The 16,050-nt window shown below is 59.8% G+C and carries 15 protein-coding genes; 8 read left to right on the forward strand and 7 right to left on the reverse strand.

The annotated features are described in order from the left end of the window. Window positions 1-150 precede the first annotated feature (150 nt). The 7 genes from waaF to H8F21_RS07955 are packed head-to-tail and all read left to right on the forward strand — an operon-like array spanning window position 151 to window position 7,111. Window positions 151-1,200, forward strand: a complete 1,050-nt coding sequence (gene waaF, locus H8F21_RS07925; RefSeq protein ID WP_203479906.1) for a lipopolysaccharide heptosyltransferase II — start codon at window positions 151-153, stop codon at window positions 1,198-1,200. Next, the gene (gene waaC / locus H8F21_RS07930) at window positions 1,201-2,259 is read left to right on the forward strand and encodes a lipopolysaccharide heptosyltransferase I (protein ID WP_203479905.1); all 1,059 of its coding nucleotides are present in this window, start codon (window positions 1,201-1,203) and stop codon (window positions 2,257-2,259) included. Beyond that, the gene (locus tag H8F21_RS07935) at window positions 2,259-3,383 is read left to right on the forward strand and encodes a glycosyltransferase family 4 protein (RefSeq protein WP_136474153.1); all 1,125 of its coding nucleotides are present in this window, start codon (window positions 2,259-2,261) and stop codon (window positions 3,381-3,383) included. Before waaC ends, H8F21_RS07935 begins: the two co-directional genes overlap by 1 nt. Next, window positions 3,380-4,186 (forward strand): lipopolysaccharide core heptose(I) kinase RfaP, encoded by an 807-nt coding sequence (gene rfaP, locus H8F21_RS07940; protein WP_203584189.1) that lies wholly within the window; start codon window positions 3,380-3,382, stop codon window positions 4,184-4,186. The genes H8F21_RS07935 and rfaP overlap by 4 nt, the downstream gene beginning before the upstream one ends. Then, on the forward strand, window positions 4,186-4,920 hold the full coding sequence (locus H8F21_RS07945) for a lipopolysaccharide kinase InaA family protein (RefSeq protein WP_203584190.1): 735 nt from the start codon (window positions 4,186-4,188) through the stop codon (window positions 4,918-4,920). Before rfaP ends, H8F21_RS07945 begins: the two co-directional genes overlap by 1 nt. Next, complete coding sequence (locus tag H8F21_RS07950) at window positions 4,917-5,669, forward strand: lipopolysaccharide kinase InaA family protein (protein WP_203584191.1); 753 nt, start codon at window positions 4,917-4,919, stop codon at window positions 5,667-5,669. Before H8F21_RS07945 ends, H8F21_RS07950 begins: the two co-directional genes overlap by 4 nt. Beyond that, window positions 5,669-7,111, forward strand: a complete 1,443-nt coding sequence (locus H8F21_RS07955; RefSeq protein ID WP_203584192.1) for a lipopolysaccharide kinase InaA family protein — start codon at window positions 5,669-5,671, stop codon at window positions 7,109-7,111. The genes H8F21_RS07950 and H8F21_RS07955 overlap by 1 nt, the downstream gene beginning before the upstream one ends. Window positions 7,112-7,183: 72 nt before the next feature. On the opposite strand, the gene H8F21_RS07960 is transcribed toward H8F21_RS07955, so the two are convergent. From H8F21_RS07960 to H8F21_RS07990, 7 genes are all read right to left on the reverse strand, one after another. Next, a complete protein-coding gene (locus H8F21_RS07960) occupies window positions 7,184-7,366 on the reverse strand; it encodes a hypothetical protein (protein ID WP_203479900.1) in 183 nt (60 codons plus the stop codon). Next, complete coding sequence (locus H8F21_RS07965) at window positions 7,363-8,496, reverse strand: PepSY-associated TM helix domain-containing protein (RefSeq protein ID WP_203584193.1); 1,134 nt, start codon at window positions 8,494-8,496, stop codon at window positions 7,363-7,365. The genes H8F21_RS07960 and H8F21_RS07965 overlap by 4 nt, the downstream gene beginning before the upstream one ends. Window positions 8,497-8,563: 67 nt before the next feature. Then, a complete protein-coding gene (locus H8F21_RS07970) occupies window positions 8,564-10,987 on the reverse strand; it encodes a TonB-dependent siderophore receptor (RefSeq protein WP_203479898.1) in 2,424 nt (807 codons plus the stop codon). A 153-nt stretch (window positions 10,988-11,140) separates the two neighbouring features. After that, window positions 11,141-12,106 (reverse strand): FecR domain-containing protein, encoded by a 966-nt coding sequence (locus H8F21_RS07975; protein WP_203479897.1) that lies wholly within the window; start codon window positions 12,104-12,106, stop codon window positions 11,141-11,143. Then, window positions 12,103-12,621, reverse strand: a complete 519-nt coding sequence (locus H8F21_RS07980) for an RNA polymerase sigma factor (RefSeq protein WP_203479896.1) — start codon at window positions 12,619-12,621, stop codon at window positions 12,103-12,105. The genes H8F21_RS07975 and H8F21_RS07980 overlap by 4 nt, the downstream gene beginning before the upstream one ends. A gap of 95 nt (window positions 12,622-12,716) precedes the next feature. Beyond that, on the reverse strand, window positions 12,717-13,421 hold the full coding sequence (locus H8F21_RS07985; protein ID WP_203479895.1) for a 3'-5' exonuclease: 705 nt from the start codon (window positions 13,419-13,421) through the stop codon (window positions 12,717-12,719). Beyond that, window positions 13,418-15,355: a DUF294 nucleotidyltransferase-like domain-containing protein gene (locus H8F21_RS07990; RefSeq protein WP_203479894.1), complete on the reverse strand. Its 1,938-nt coding sequence runs from the start codon at window positions 15,353-15,355 to the stop codon at window positions 13,418-13,420. Before H8F21_RS07990 ends, H8F21_RS07985 begins: the two co-directional genes overlap by 4 nt. A gap of 236 nt (window positions 15,356-15,591) precedes the next feature. Between H8F21_RS07990 and H8F21_RS07995 the strand changes: the two genes are divergently transcribed. Next, window positions 15,592-16,035: a response regulator gene (locus H8F21_RS07995; protein ID WP_203479893.1), complete on the forward strand. Its 444-nt coding sequence runs from the start codon at window positions 15,592-15,594 to the stop codon at window positions 16,033-16,035. Window positions 16,036-16,050 lie beyond the last annotated feature (15 nt).

Consider the following 16,050-nt stretch of genomic DNA (forward strand, 5'->3'; position numbering starts at 1 on the left):
AACCAGGCGAACCAGGCGGCAGGAAGCCTGCCACGACCACACTACAGCCCGAGTGGCGTACACTGGTCCATATATAGCCTGAATATAAAGAGGGGAGGCCAGGCTGTTCGCGGACAGGCTGCAGCCTCCCTGATCGTTTCTGGATAAAGCATGAGAATTTTGATCATTGGCCCCAGCTGGGTGGGCGACATGGTAATGGCGCAAACCCTGTTCCATTGCCTGAAGCAGCAACATCCGGCGTGTGTGATCGACGTGCTGGCCCCCGAGTGGAGCCGGCCGATCCTCGAACGCATGCCTGAAGTTCGCCAGGCCTTGAGCTTTCCGCTCGGCCACGGCGCGCTGGAACTGGCGACGCGGCGGCGCATTGGCAAGTCCCTGGCCGGTCAGTACGACCAGGCAATTTTGCTGCCTAACTCGATGAAGTCGGCGCTGGTACCGTTTTTTGCGGGTATTCCCAAGCGTACCGGCTGGCGCGGCGAAATGCGTTTTGGCCTGCTCAACGATGTGCGCAAGCTGGACAAGGCGCGTTATCCGCTGATGATCGAGCGCTTCATGGCGCTGGCGTATCCACCGGGTACCGAGCTGCCCAAGCCGTACCCGCGTCCGAGCCTGCAGATCGAGGCCGCCAGTCGTGATGCCGCGCTCGCCAAGTTTGGCCTGAGCCTGGATCGCCCAGTGTTGGCGCTGTGTCCGGGTGCCGAGTTTGGCGAGGCCAAGCGCTGGCCTTCGGAGCATTACGCCAAAGTTGCCGAGGCCAGGATTCGTGAGGGTTGGCAGGTCTGGCTGTTCGGTTCGAAGAATGACTTTGCCGTGGGCGAGTCGATTCGCGATCGGCTGATTCCCGGCCTGCGTGAAGAGGCAAGCAATCTCAGCGGCGAAACGTCACTGGCCGAGGCCATTGACCTGCTCTCGTGCAGCGATGCCGTGGTATCTAACGACTCCGGCCTCATGCATGTCGCGGCCGCGCTGAACCGCCCGCTTGTTGCGGTCTATGGCTCTACCTCGCCGGGCTTTACCCCACCGTTGGCCGATCAGGTCGAAGTGGTGCGCCTGGGGCTGGAATGCAGCCCGTGCTTTGACCGTACCTGCCGTTTCGGCCACTACAATTGCTTGCGTCAGCTCGAACCCGAGGCGGTGGAGGCTGCCTTGGCGCGCCTCAATGGTCCGAGCCTGATCGATGTCATGGCCGAGGTCGACTAAGTGCGGGTATTGCTAATCAAGACCTCTTCTTTGGGGGACGTGATTCATGCGCTGCCGGCGCTGACCGATGCGGCCCGGGCGATTCCCGGTATTCGCTTCGATTGGGTGGTCGAGGAAGGTTTTGCCGAGATCCCCAGCTGGCATCCGGCAGTGGACAAGGTTATTCCGGTGGCGATCCGCCGTTGGCGCAAGAATCTCTGGCAGACCTTCAAGAATGGCGAGTGGCGCCAGTTCAAGCAGCGCCTGCGCGAGACCAAGTATGACCTGGTGATCGATGCCCAGGGCTTGGTCAAGTCTGCCTGGCTAACCCGTTACGTGAAGGCACCGGTGGCCGGTCTGGACCGCTATTCGGCCCGTGAAGGGCTGTCCAGCCGCTTCTATGACCGGCGCTTTTCGGTACAGCGGGGGCAGCATGCGGTAGAGCGTGTGCGCCAGCTGTTTGCCCTGGCCCTCGGTTACGATTTGCCTGCGGGCCTTGGCGATTATGGGCTGGATCTCGATCGCCTGCAGTTACCCCCGGCTGCGCCGTTCGTGGTGTTCCTGCACGGTACTACCTGGGCGACCAAACATTGGCCCGAGGCCTATTGGCGGCAACTGGCCGAGCGTATGGGCCAACAAGGTCTTGAGGTGCGCTTGCCATGGGGCAACGCGGCAGAGCAAGCTCGCGCCGAGCGAATCGCCAAAGGCTTGAACAACTGTCAGGTACTGCCCAAATTGAACCTGGTGGGTGTCGCCCGCGTGTTGGCAGCTGCCAAAGCGTGTGTGGCGGTAGACACCGGCCTTGGCCACCTGGCAGCGGCGCTCGATGTGCCGACGCTGTCCCTGTTCGGCCCGACCAACCCCGGCCTGACCGGTGCCTATGGCAAGTCGCAGGTGCACCTGGGCAGCGATTTTTCCTGCGCACCGTGCCTGCAGAAAAAATGCACTTACAAACCGAGCGCTGAAGATCAGCGCCGGTTCGATCTCAAACGCGAGTGGCCGCTGTGCTTCACTCGCCTGAATCCCGAGCGTGTGGCGAGCCAATTGCGCGCGTTGCTGCTGGCTGAGGATGTTCGTTAATGCAACTGGCTTTTGTGCTGTACAAATATTTCCCCTTCGGCGGCCTGCAGCGCGACTTTATGCGTATCGCGTTGGAATGCCAGCGCCGAGGCCATCAGATCCGCGTCTACACGCTGATCTGGGAAGGCGAGGTGCCTGAAGGCTTTGAGGTGCTGGTTGCGCCCGTGAAGGCACTGTTCAACCATCGGCGTAACGAAAAGCTTACCGCCTGGATGGAGGCAGACCTTGCCAAGCGTCCGGTGGATCGCCTGATCGGCTTCAACAAAATGCCGGGGCTGGACGTTTACTACGCTGCCGACGGTTGCTTCGAAGACAAGGCGCAGAACCTGCGCAACTCGATGTATCGGCGTTGGGGCCGCTACCGGCACTTTGCCGAGTATGAGCGGGCGGTGTTTGCCAAGGACGCCAAGACCGAGGTCCTGATGATCTCGGAGGTCCAGCAACCCTTGTTCATCAAGCATTACGGCACGCCATTGGAGCGCTTCCACTTGCTGCCACCGGGCATTTCCCAGGACCGTCGCGCCCCTGCCAATGCCGCCGAGATACGTGCTGAGTTCCGCCGTGAGTTCGACCTCAAGGATGACCAACTGCTGATGGTGCAGATTGGTTCGGGGTTCAAGACCAAGGGCGTCGACCGCAGTCTCAAGGCGCTGGCGTCCTTGCCTTCGGCGTTGCGTAAACGTACCCGACTGATGGTAATCGGCCAGGATGATCCCAAGGTGTTCCAACTGCAAAGCGCCGCCCTTGGTTTGACCGATCAGGTTCAGTTCCTCAAGGGTCGCAGCGATATTCCGCGCTTCCTGCTTGGCGCTGACCTGTTGATTCACCCGGCCTACAACGAAAACACCGGCACGGTGTTGCTGGAAGCGCTGGTTGCCGGCCTGCCGGTGCTGGTGTCGGCTGTGTGTGGATATGCCCATTACATTGCCGAGGCCGATAGCGGCCTGGTACTGGATGAGCCGTTCGAGCAGCAACAGGCCAATGCGTATCTGCAACGGATGCTCGAAGATGACAGTGCCCGTGCCACCTGGGCGCGTAACGGGCTGGCGTTCGCCGACAGTGCCGACCTCTACAGCATGCCCGAGCATGCCGCCGATGTGATTCTGGCCACGGAGCGTAAATGAAACTGATATTGGCCGAACCGTTCAAACGCCTTTGGGCCGGGCGCGATGCCTTCGATGCCGTGGAGAACCTGCAAGGCCAGGTGTACCGCGAGCTGGAAGGGCGTCGCACCTTGCGCACCGAAGTCGAGGGACGTGGCTACTTCGTCAAGATTCACCGTGGCATTGGCTGGGGTGAGATCTTCAAGAATCTGTTCACCGCCAAACTGCCGGTGCTCGGTGCCGGCCAGGAGTGGCGGGCAGTCCAGCGCTTGCACGAGGTCGGGGTGCCTACCATGACCGCGGTTGCCTATGGCGAACGTGGCAGCAACCCGGCGGCACAGCACTCGTTCATCGTTACCGAAGAACTGGCGCCGACCGTCAGCCTGGAAGACTTCAGTATTGACTGGGTCAAGCAGCCGCCTGCGCCGCGCCTCAAACATGCGCTGATCGCCGAAGTGGCGCGCATGACCGGAATGATGCACCGGGCCGGGGTCAATCATCGTGACTGCTACATCTGTCACTTTTTGCTGCACGCCGACCGCGAAGTGACGGCCGATGATTTCAAGTTGTCGGTGATCGATCTGCACCGCGCGCAGACTCGGGCCACCATTTCCCGACGCTGGCGCAACAAGGACCTGGCCGCGCTGTATTTCTCGGCGCTGGATATCGGTCTTACCCGGCGTGACAAACTGCGCTTCTTGCGTGGTTACTTCCAGCAGCCGCTGCGCCAGATCCTTGCCGAGGAAGCCGCGCTGCTGCGCTGGCTGGAAGGCAAGGCCCAGAAGCTCTACGAGCGTAAACAACGATACGGGGACGCGCTCTGATGGCGAGTTGGACACTGGCGCCTGGTTATCAGGCACTGGCGGCGGACTTTGGCAGTATCGAAGCGGTTTTTGCCTTGCAGGGCGAGCGCCTGACTCACGATCCGCTCAGTGAGGTAATCCGCATCGAGCGCGACGGGGTCAACTACTACGTCAAGCGCTATACCGGTGCTGGCAAAGGCTTGCGCCGTTACCTTGGGCGCCCGCGCATCAAGGCTGAGTGGCAGAACCTCAAGCAGTTCGCCAAGTGGGATATTCCCACTGCCGAGGTGGTGGCCTGGGGGCTGGAGCGCAGCGGCCTGAGTTTTGCCCGTGGCGCGATGATCACCCGCGAGTTGCCGCGCACCGAAGACCTTTCGGCGTTGGCGGAGCGCAAGGACCCACGCCTGGCTGATCGCGGCTGGGTTGACCATGTCAGTCGCCAGTTGGCCCGGCACACCCGGGTGATGCATGATCACCACTTCACCCATAACGATCTGAAGTGGCGCAACCTGCTGGTTGATGACCAGGCTCGCCTGTTCTTGATCGATTGCCCGACGGGCGATTTCTGGTGGGGCTTCATGCTGCGTTATCGAATCACCAAAGACCTGGCGTGCCTGGACAAAGTGGCCAAGTATCATTTGTCGGCCACCCAGCGTTTGCGCTTCTATCTGCAGTATCGCGGGCGGGAGCGCCTGAACGCGGCGGACAAGCGTCGTGTACGGCATGTGGTGACGTTTTTCGAGGGACGGGAATGACTGATTTTCTGGCCAAGGCCGAGCTGGCACTGCTTGAGCGCCACGGCCTCAATGGTTTTGACCAGCTATGGGCGCTTCAGCTCGACGCGGTGGATGAGCCCAATACCGGTCGCGGTGGTTGGAGTAGCGTTTTCCGTTTGGAGCTGGAGGGTAAGGGTTACTACCTCAAGCGTCAGAGCGACTACCTGACCCGCACCTTGCACCGGCCCTTTGGGGAGCCGACCTTTGCCCGCGAGTTCCGCAATATCTGCCGCTACCAAAAGCTGGGGATTCCGGCCCTGCAGGCGGTCTATTACGGTGAGCGCAAGATCGAAGGCGAGCGCCGGGCGATTCTGCTTACCCGTGCACTGGATGAGTGGAGCGACCTGGATGGTCTGCTGGGGTTATGGTCGACGCTGGACATCGGCCAGCGCCAGGGCATCCTGCGCGCCTGCGGGCAACTGGCGCGGACGTTGCACACTGCCGGTCAGGTGCATGGCTGCTTCTATCCCAAACATATTTTCCTGCGTGAACGCAGCGATGGCTGGTTGGCGCAACTGATCGATCTGGAAAAGACCCGGCCGCTGTTGCTGGGAATGCGTGACCGCCTCAAGGATCTTGAACCACTGTTGCGCCGCGCGCCGAACTGGAGCGAGGCTGAAGTGCGTCTGCTGCTGGCCAGTTACCTGGACCAGCCGGCCGATAGTCCGCTGGTCGATAGCTGGCTGCAGCGCCTGGTGCGCCGTCGCCGTGAGAAAGAGGCTCGCTGATGCGTTTGTCCGAACTGAACAATGCCGGGCGTCACCCGGAACTTCCCCTGAGCATTGGCCTGGCCGATGCCGCAGGCAGTGCTGATCTGCAGTTGCTCACGCTGCTGCGCGTGTTGCCAGGGCAGCGTTATGTAGGGGCCGGTGTCTGGCGTGGTAAGCCGGTGCTGGCAAAGTTGTTAGTAGGCAGCAGTGCCTCTCGGCATTTTCAGCGTGAACTCGAAGGGGTGCGCTTGCTAGCGGCCCAGGGCCTGACTACGCCGTTGCTACTGGCCGATGGTCTGCGCGAGGGCGAAGGCGGTTGGTTGCTGTTCGAGTTTCTGGAAGGTGCGCAGAGCTTGGCCGATGCCTGGGCAGCGGTTGAAGCCCTGCCGCCGCTCGCGGACGAGCAGCAATTGGTGCTCGGCGAAGCCCTGGCTGCTGTGGCTGGGATGCACGCCAAAGGACTGTGGCAAGAAGACCTGCACCTGGACAACCTGTTGCGTCAAGGCGGCAAGCTGTACCTGATCGACGGTGCCGGAATCAAGGCGCAAACGCCGGGCAAGCCATTGTCGCGCCCACAAGTGTTGCAAAACCTTGGGGTGTTTTTCGCCCAATTACCCAAGCGCCTGGAACCTTTCATCGAAGAGCTGCTGGTGCATTACCTGCTAGCCAATGCCGAGCATGCCTTGCCATTGGAAGCCTTGCAGAAGCAGATCGACAAGGTGCGCAGCTGGCGCCTGAAGGATTACCTAGAAAAGGCGGGGCGTGAGTGCACGTTGTTCAGCGTCGAGCGTGGCCCTTCCGGCCTGCGCTCGATTCGCCGCGACGAAGTGGCGGCCCTGCTGCCAGTGCTGGAGCAGGCCGACACGCTGATCGACCAGGGCCATATGTACAAGACCGGAGGTGCCGCCAGTGTCGCGCGTATCGACGTGAACGGTCGGCCACTGGTACTCAAACGCTACAACATCAAAAACACGGCACACTGGCTCAAGCGTTTCTGGCGTCCAAGCCGCGCCTGGCATTCATGGATCGAAGGGCATCGCCTGGAGTTTCTCGGCATCGCCACGCCACGGCCACTAGCGGTGCTGGAACAGCGGGTGATGGGCTTGCGCAGCCGCGCCTACCTGGTGACCGAGTACGCCGATGGGCCGGACCTGATCGAATGTTTCGCCCCGTATGTCGACAGCGGCGAAGTGCCTGAAGCGCAGCTCCAGGCCTTGCAGGCATTGTTGAAGCAACTGATTCATGAGCGCATCAGCCACGGCGACATGAAGGGACACAACCTGTTCTGGCAGAACGATCATTGGTCTCTGATTGACCTGGACGCCATGTGCCAGCACGTCACTCAACTCAGCTTCGCCCCAGCCTTTGCCCGTGATCGGGCGCGGTTGTTGCGTAACTGGCCAAGTGGCAGCGCATTGTACAAGCGGCTGGATGAGTGTTTGCCGAATCTGGCTGACTGACGTAGCGCCATCGCGGGACAGGCCCCCTCCCACAGCCCATGAGTGCCGTGGGCGGGGGCTGCCCGGTGAAGCTTACTTGGCGACTGGCCAGAAACCGCGCAAGCCGTACCAGGCTGGCAAGCCCAGACCGACCCAGGCCAGCGCATCCCACCAGCCGTCACCCAACAAAGCGGCGAACAGCCCCAGCGAGCCAAGTAGGGCAATCAGCGTTGGCATGCCGAAAACGGCGCCAAAACCCGAAGACTTGCGCTTCATTGCACGGTTCCCGCTTGTGCTGCGACTACTGGCCTGGCGGCACGGCGACGTACCAGCCAGAGATACACGCCGCTGCCCAATACAATGATGGTTAGCACATCCAGCACAGCCCAGAGAATCTGCATCGGTCGTCCGCCGTAGTCACCGAAGTGCAGCGGCTGTGACAGTCCCATTGCATCCATGTACCAGGGGCGATCGCCGATTGCCGTGACGTCCAGCGTCGAGGCGTCGATCAGTACCGGTGTCAGCAGATGTGCTGTCAGGTGCGTACCGCCTTTCATGAACACCGCGTAATGATGTTCGCTGGAAAACCGCGTGCCTGGGAAGGCGATAAAGTCCGGCACCATTGCTGGTGCTGCTTCGCTGGCAATGTCCAGTACGCGGCTGACCGGCGCCAGTTCGGTGAGCGGTGGCGCATCACGGTATGGCGCAACCATGGCGCTCAAGCTGTCGTTGCGCCACGCTGCGATGACCAGGTCCGAGAGGGCGCTGATCACCCCGGTAACACCAACCACCAAAGCCCAGGTCAAGGTGACGATGCCGATCAGGTTGTGCAGGTCGAGCCAGCGCAGGCGACGCGATTTTTCATGACGCACGGTGGCGAACTCCAAGCGGCGCATGAACGGTGCGTAGAGCACCACACCGGAGATGATCGCCACCACAAACAGCAAGCCCATGAACGCCAGCAGCAGTTTTCCGGGCAGTCCGGCAAACATATCCACGTGCAGGCGCAGCATGGTCATCATAAAGCCGCCATTGGCCGAGGGCATTTCCACGGCATCGCCGGTGCGGGCATCGAGCATGAAAGTATGCGAGGAATTCGGCTCGGTACCGGCGGTGGCCGCCATGATCGCTATTACACCGTTACTGTCATCCTCGTCCCAGCCAAAGTACTGCATGACCTCACCCGGACGGTGAGCCTGGGCCTTGAGCACCAGCTGTTGCAGGTCGAGTTTTGGCGTGTTGGCCGGCATCTCCTGCAACTGCGGTGCATCGCCCAGCAGGTGGTCGATCTCATGGTGAAAGATCAGCGGCAAACCGGTCACTGCCAGCATCAGCAGGAACAGTGTGCAGATCAGGCTGGTCCAGGTGTGGACAAAGGACCAGCGGCGTATGGTTTTACTTTTCATGCTACAGCCTTCAGAACAAGCCAAAACCGCCCTGTGGGGCGGCTAGTGATGCTGCCAACTAAACGCGTTACCACTGATAGGTAGCACTGGCCACTACGCTGCGTTGATCACCGTAGTAGCAGTAGTAGCCGTCACAGGTAGAGATGTAATCTTTGTCGAACAGGTTAGTGGCGTTCAATTTGATAGACGCGCCTTTCAAGCTGTTATCCAGGCGGCCCAGGTCATAGTGAACAGTTGCGTCAAACACAGTGAACGCATCAGCCTTCCCCAACCAGGTATTGCCTTGGTCTCCATAGGTATTGCCGGTATAGCGCGCACCTGCGCCGATGCCGAAACCGTCCAATACTCCGCTGCGCCAGGTGTAGTCTGCCCACAGGGATGCCTGTTGGTTAGGCATAAGCTGCAGGCGATTGCCCTTATAAATGCCTTTTTGCACTTCTGACTTGGCCAAGGTGTAAGCAGCGATAATTTTGAGATTTTCGGTCACATCGGAGACCGCCTCCAGTTCGAGACCCTTCACCTTCACTTCGCCGGTCTGGCTGGTGATGGTCACGTTTCCGACGTTCGAGGTAACCGAGACATTTTTCTGTGTCAGGTCGTAAACGGCAGCGCTCAACAGCGTGTTGGAGCCGGGAGGTTGGTACTTGATGCCCAGCTCCCATTGTTTACCTTCGGTGGGTTTGAAAGATTGGTCAGGGGATGTGCCCGCGTTGGTCGCAGTCTGGAAGGACTCAGCATAAGAGAGGTAGGGCACGAAGCCTGAGTCAAAGACATAACTGATTGCCGCATTGCCGCTGAAGTTTTTATAGCGGTCGGTGTTGGTTGCATCGTCGTCACTGTAATAAGTAGTGCCGGTGTGGACCCAGTCTTCGCGTCCACCCAGAGTCAGGCGCCATTGATCGAGGGCCATCTGATCCTGTACATACAGGCCGGTCTGGACGGTCTTTTGGTTGTAGTCGTAGAAGGCATCCGAGCGCGGAGGGCGGACGATTGGCTGGCCATAAATCGGGTTGTTGACGTTGATTGGCGGGGCCGATCCGAAGATCGATGTGTAAGTGGTATCGGAACGTTGGTGATCAAGCCCGATCAGCAGGGTATGGCTGATAGCACCGGTGTCGAAGTTAGCCTGCAGGTTGTTGTCTACTGCAAATTGGCTGATGTCTTCGTCAGTGCTGGTGGTAGAACGAGCAATGTTGCCCTCATCATCCACTTGGCTGAAAGGATAGGAGCCGACAGTAACGGCTTGGAATGACAATTCCGATTTGGTGTATCGCAGGTTCTGGCGGAACTGCCAGACATCATTCAAACGATGTTCAAAGGCATAACCCAGTGCGTAGTAGGTGCGGTCGTAGTATTCCCAATCAGGATCGCCCAGATTCTTGTGGTGGGATATATCACCGAAAGGTGAGTCGAGCTTGGTGCCCTGCAGTGGATGGAACTGACTGGTAATACCAGTATCGTCACGAGTGAACTGCGAGAGCAGGGTCAGTTTGGTATCGGTATCGATATTCCAGGTCAGGCTGGGCGCAATGTTGTAGCGTTTGTTATCGACATGATCGATTTGAGTACCGCTGTCGCGTACCACACCACTGAGGCCATAAAGGAATTGCCCTTCGTCGTCGATCTTCCCGGTGCTGGCGAAGTTAATTTGACGATGGTTGTCGCTGCCGTACTGGACTTCGATTTCATTGCTCGACTCTTCGCTGGGGCGGCGGCTGACCATGTCCAGCATGCCACCCGGTGGAGTCTGGCCGTATACCGACGATGCCGGACCGCGCAGCAGGGCGAGGCGATCGAGATTCCAGGTTTCCTGCTTGGGGTTGGCATACACGCCTTTTGGTAACGGAAGGCCATCAAGAAACTGGGTGGGTTCGAAACCACGTACACGCAGCCAATCGGCGCGGGTGTCGCTACCGAAACTGCTGGCAACGATGCCAGGCATGTAGCGAACGGCGTCATCGAGATTTTGCACGCCGCGGTCGCTCATCTGCTCCCGGGTGGCGACAGAGATTGAGCGAGGTGCTTCGACAAGTGCTGTATCAGTCTTGGTGCCCGCAGCGGTGCGAGTTGCTACGTAACCTTCTACCGGCCCCCACGCGCTTTCCAGATCACCGGTGGCATTGATACTGGTCTCCGGCAAGGCCATGACACCTTCCGGCGCCGCGACGAGGCTGTAGGTGCCCGCACTGCTTTGCTGCAGTTGCAAACCCGTGCCACGCAGCGCGGCCTGCAATGCGCCGACGCCGTTGTATTGACCGTTGACCGGGGCCGAGGTAAGTCCGTTGGTCAGTCCCGGGTCCATCGACAGGGCAATGCCGGCCTGGCTTGCGATCTGGTTCAGGGTGCTCGACAGCGGCGCTGCTGGCAGGTTGTAGGTGCGCTGGCTGGATTGCTCGGCAGCAACCAGCGAAGTGCTCACCACCGGAGCGGACAGGGCAATGGCCAACGCCAGCAGGCTAGGGCGCAGGAAGGTATCGAAAACGCGGGACATGCAGCAACTCCTCGACGAATAAGTGCTAACTAGCTTCCTTGCCGAGTGAGATTGGAAAAGTGATAGGGCTTAGTGAAAATAATTTAGATTAATATTTCAACCAGCGCTGCGGACGTGGTTTAACGCCGGCAAGGCCGGCTCCCACGGGATTGTCTAAGGGGTGTCGGGCTTCGCTGCCACCGTCACCCACCAGGGGGTGTGCTGTTCGATCTGCACGGGCAGGGTCGGCAGCAACGACGTCAGGGCCAGATCGATGTTGTTCAGCGGGAAGCTGCCGGTGATGCGCAGGTCGGCCACCTCCGGTGCCACGCTCAGGTAGCCACTGCGGTATCGGGCAAGTTCTTCGACCAGGTCGCCCAGGCGCACGTTGTCGACCACCAGCATGCCGCGTGTCCAGGCGTCGGCGCCCATACTCAGCCCATCGATCTGGCTGAGCTGGTCTTGGCTCATCAACACTTGCTGACCTTCGTGCAGGATTTGCTCGTTGCCGCTGTCCTGTGGCCTGGCGGCCACGGCCGATTGCAATACGCTCAAGCGCGTCCCCTGGTCTTCGAGCTTGACCAGGAAGCGCGTACCGAGCGCCCGCATGCGTCCGTCCTCGGTGGCGACGATGAAAGGACGATCATCCTTGTGGCCGGTCTCGATGGAGATCTCACCTTCGTGAAGGACGATCAGGCGTTCTTTTTCATCAAAGCGAATATCCACCGCCGAATGGGTATTCAGGCTGATCAAGGTGCCGTCGGTGAGGCGCATGCTGCGTTGCTCGCCGGTGGCTGTACGTTGATCTGCCAGCCAATAGCCCAGCGATTGATAGCTGCTGACCCAGCCCAAAAAGCCAACTGCCACCACCAGGCTGGCCAGGCCACCTCCCAATTTGCGCACGCGCTGGCGCAGCCCGGCGCGTGATTGCAGCAACGCCTGGCGCGCAGGCCCGGCTGCGGCGCTGAAGCGCTGGTCAAGCATGCCTAATTGCATCCATGCCCGTTGGTGTTCTTCGCTGGCAGCCAGCCACAGGGCAAACTCTGCGCGTTCGTCGCAACTGCCACTGCCTGAATCCAGGCACAGCTGCCAGGCAATCGCGGCGTCCAGTACCGTGGCGCTGACCGGCTTGCTGTTCATGTCGGCTCGCCGTACAGCGCGATGTAGCACTGACGCATGCCTTGGGCCAGGTACTGGCGCACGCGGGAAACGGACACACCCAGGCGTTCGGCAATTTGCGAATGGTTCAGGCCGTCGAGGCGGTTGTAGAGGAAAGCCGCTCGCGCTTTGCTCGACAGTTTGCCCAGCAGGCGGTCAATGGCTTTGAGGTCTTCAAGAATCAGATGTTGTTCTTCCGGGGAAGGTTGTTCGGCTTCGGGGATCAGCATCAGCTCGGCCAGATAGGCCTGTTCCAGTGCCGCACGGCGAAAATGATCGAACAACAGACCCTTGGCGATCGCCAGGATAAAGGCTCGAGGTTCACGCGGCGCCGACAATTGATCGCGACCCAGCAAGCGCACGAAGGTGTCCTGGCTGAGGTCTTCGGCACGGTCGGCGCAGGCGATATTACGCCGTAGCCAGCCGAGTAGCCAACTGCGATGGTCGCGGTAGAGCGTACCGACCAGCTCACTGTGTGGGCTTTGTGCGGACGACAAGGCGTTCCCCGAAAAAGATGTGTTAACTAACGAGAATTATTCGCGATTGTTACAGAATCTCCTTGTGAAACGCAATTGACGCTCATCGGATGATGTTAAAAGCCGTGACTTTGTTGACGTCGGCGCCGCCAACGTTGCAACTGTTGGTCGAGCTGGGCCGGGCTGTCCAACTGCTGGCGCCGCGCCTGGCTGAATAAAATCAGGGCCAGTTCGGCAGTAACCATGGCATCGGCACTGGCGTTGTGGCGTTCTACCGCTTCGAGGCCGAAACAGGCTGTCCAGTCGTCCAGCCCGGCTTCGCGCAGGGTTAGCTGCGGGTTCAGCAGGGGAGCCAGTTCAGCGACGTCGATGAACGGGTGCTGCAGGCGATAGCCGAGGTTGTCTTTCAGGGCGCGTGCGAGCATGCGCTGGTCGAATGGGGCATGAAAGGCCAATACGGGGCTGTCGCCAATAAAAGCCATCAGGTCGAGCAGTGCCTCGGCTGGATCGCAACCTGCTGCAATAGCGCTGGGTCCCAGGCCATGGATCAACACGCTGGAGGTCAGCTTGTGGTCGCGTTGATAGAGCGTGCGCTCGAACTGCTGACTGAAATCTATCGCGCCATCTTCGATGACCACTGCGCCAATCGAAAGTACCTGGTCACGTTGGGTGTTCAGGCCGCTGGTTTCCAGGTCGAGCACAACCCAGCGTTGAGAGCGCAAGGTGTTGTCACCGAGCGCGGCCGCAGGTGCCAGCTGGGCGACGCGCTGGCAGATCTGCTCATCGATTTGTCGAGGGCGTAGCCAGGCAAAAAGACTCACAACTGATACCTCAATGCCAGGCTGCTCTGCAGTCGCTGCGCCTGGCGCAATGATTCGCGCAGGATACGCCGGTCCAGATGATTGAGGCTGTCCGGGTCAACGCGGTTGGAGTAGGGCAGGTTCTGCCGGCTTTGCAACTGATGCTGCTGCATGCGGGTTTGCTGGATGAAGTGGTAGGCCTCTTCATACGCGGCACCGTCGAGTGGGTCGATCACTTCACGGCTAACCAGTTCGCGCAGGCGTTCCAGGGTATTGTTGGCGCTGATGCCATTGGCCAATGCCAGAAGACGGGCGCCGTCGACAAAGGGGGTCAGCCCCTGGACCTTGAGGTCGAGCGTGGCGGCTTTATCGCTGCCCTGGCGGGTCAGTACGAATTCGCGGAAACGACCTACGGGCGGGCGCTGGCGCAAGGCGTTGCCAGCCATCATGCGTTGAAACAGACGGTTATCGGCTACTTGCTCGAGAATGCTCTGGCGTAGCTGTTCGCAGGCGCTTTCATTGCCCCAGACCACTCGCAGGTCAAAATAGATGCTGGAGGCCAGGAGATTTTCCGGCGTGGCCTCGCGAATGAACGCGGCAAATCGGCGTGCCCATTCCGAGCGCGACAGGCAGAGCTCGGGATTGCCGGCCATGATGTTGCCCTTGCACAGGGTAAAACCGCATTGAGCCAGGCCCTGATTGATGTACTGGGCCAGTGGCAGCAGGCGACCGCGAATTTCCGCAGCCTGGGCTGCATCGCGGGCTTCAAAAAGAATGCCGTTGTCCTGGTCGGTGTGCAGGGTTTGCTCACGCCGGCCTTCACTGCCAAAACACAGCCAACTGAAGGGCACACCGGGATCGCCCTTGTCCTGGATAGCGAGTTCGATCACCCGGCATACGGTATGGTCGTTGAGCAGTGTGATGATCTGCGTGATCTGCGTCGAGGAGGCGCCGTGGGCGAGCATGCGCTCGACCAGTAGCCCAATTTCGCCACGCAACGACACCAGGTTCTCGATCCGCGCGGCGTGGCGAATGGTGCGGGCCAGGTGCACCAGGTCAACACGCTGCAGAGAGAACAGATCGCGCTCCGACACCACGCCGCAAAGGCGTCTGTCCTCCACCAGGCACACATGCGCAATGTGGCGTTCGGTCATGGCAATGGCGGCGTCAAAAGCGCTGGCCTGCGGGCTGAGGTAGAACGGATCGGCGGTCATGTGCTCGGCAATGGGACCCGAGACATCAGCGCTGGCATCGGCGACTACCTGGCGCAGGTCGCGCAGGGTAAAGATACCGATGGGAAAGCGCTGCCCGTCGACGATCACAATACTGCCGACTTGCTGCTCATGCATCAGTGCCACGGCTTGGCGTACTGGTGTATTCGATTCACAGGTCACCGGGTGGCGCATGGCCAACTCACCGAGGCGGGTGTTGAGTGAGTACTGGGTACCGAGGGTTTCCACGGCACGGCGCTGGACCTGTTGATTGACCTGATCGAGCAGGCTGCTGACGCCCCGCAGGGCGAAGTCGCGAAAAACCTCGGAAAGCGCGAACAGGCGAATGAATGCCGCTTTGTTCAGTTGCAGGCAAAAGGTGTCTTCGCCGGCCAGGTGTTCTGTGCGGGTGGCACGTTCGCCAAGCAATGCGGCGAGGGGAAAGCACTCGCCAGTGGTGATCTCGAATGTGGTTTCAGTACCGGGGCGCGTTTCATGTTGGCGCTCGCCGACAACTCGACCCTGCTTGACGATGTAGAAGTGCTCTACGGGCCCGTCATTGGGTTTGATGATGCTGTCATTGGCTGCATAGAAACGCAGCTGGCATTGTTCGACGAGAAACGCCAGGTGAGCGTTCTCCATCTGGTTGAAAGGAGGAAAGCGTTGCAGAAACTGCAGGGTCCCCTGGATGTTCTGCATGACTGCAGTCTTTCCGGCCTGGGTGAAGGCGTCCATTTTGCTCATGAGCGTTACCGCAAATTTATGTCGAGCTGTATACATCGACCTTGTTGTTTTCGACCTTCATGGTCGGTTGCAGTGTCGCCGGTGCCCATTGGACGTAAGTCTAAACAATGCGACGGACAGGTTGAGAAACACGCCGGCTGTCAAATTGCCGACGAAAGGCGGGTTGCAAGGCGATCAAAAGCGGTCTGAACTTGATTCAAGGGAGATTTTTCCGCGTCATCGATGATGAGAGAGCTATGCCCGACCAAGACGACATCCTCAGTGATGCCGAGCGCGAAGCGCTGGCAACGATTACAGCGCCGAAGGCTGCTGCGCAGAAAGTGTTGATCGTCGATGACAATGAGCTGGCTCGGGAGGCGCTGGCCAGTTACCTGAAAGCCCAAGGTATCAAATGCGTGACGGCGGAAAATGCCCAGCGGGCGCTGGCGTATCTAAAGGGTGAGCGCGGAATTGGTCTGTTGATTACAGATTTGCGCATGCAGCCTTTCGATGGACTTGAATTGATCCGCCAGATTCGCGAATCGGAAAAGGCAGCCCTGCCGATCATCATCGTGTCCGGTGATGCCGATGTTCCTGATGCCATTGCGGCGATGCATTTGAGTGTTGTCGACTTTCTGCTCAAGCCGATTGATTTGGACAAATTGATGGAGTTGGTGCGTAAGGAATTGGGGATTACTTGAAGCAAATCGCGGGGC

This window comes from Pseudomonas arcuscaelestis (assembly GCF_016881005.1).
GTDB lineage: Bacteria > Pseudomonadota > Gammaproteobacteria > Pseudomonadales > Pseudomonadaceae > Aquipseudomonas > Aquipseudomonas arcuscaelestis.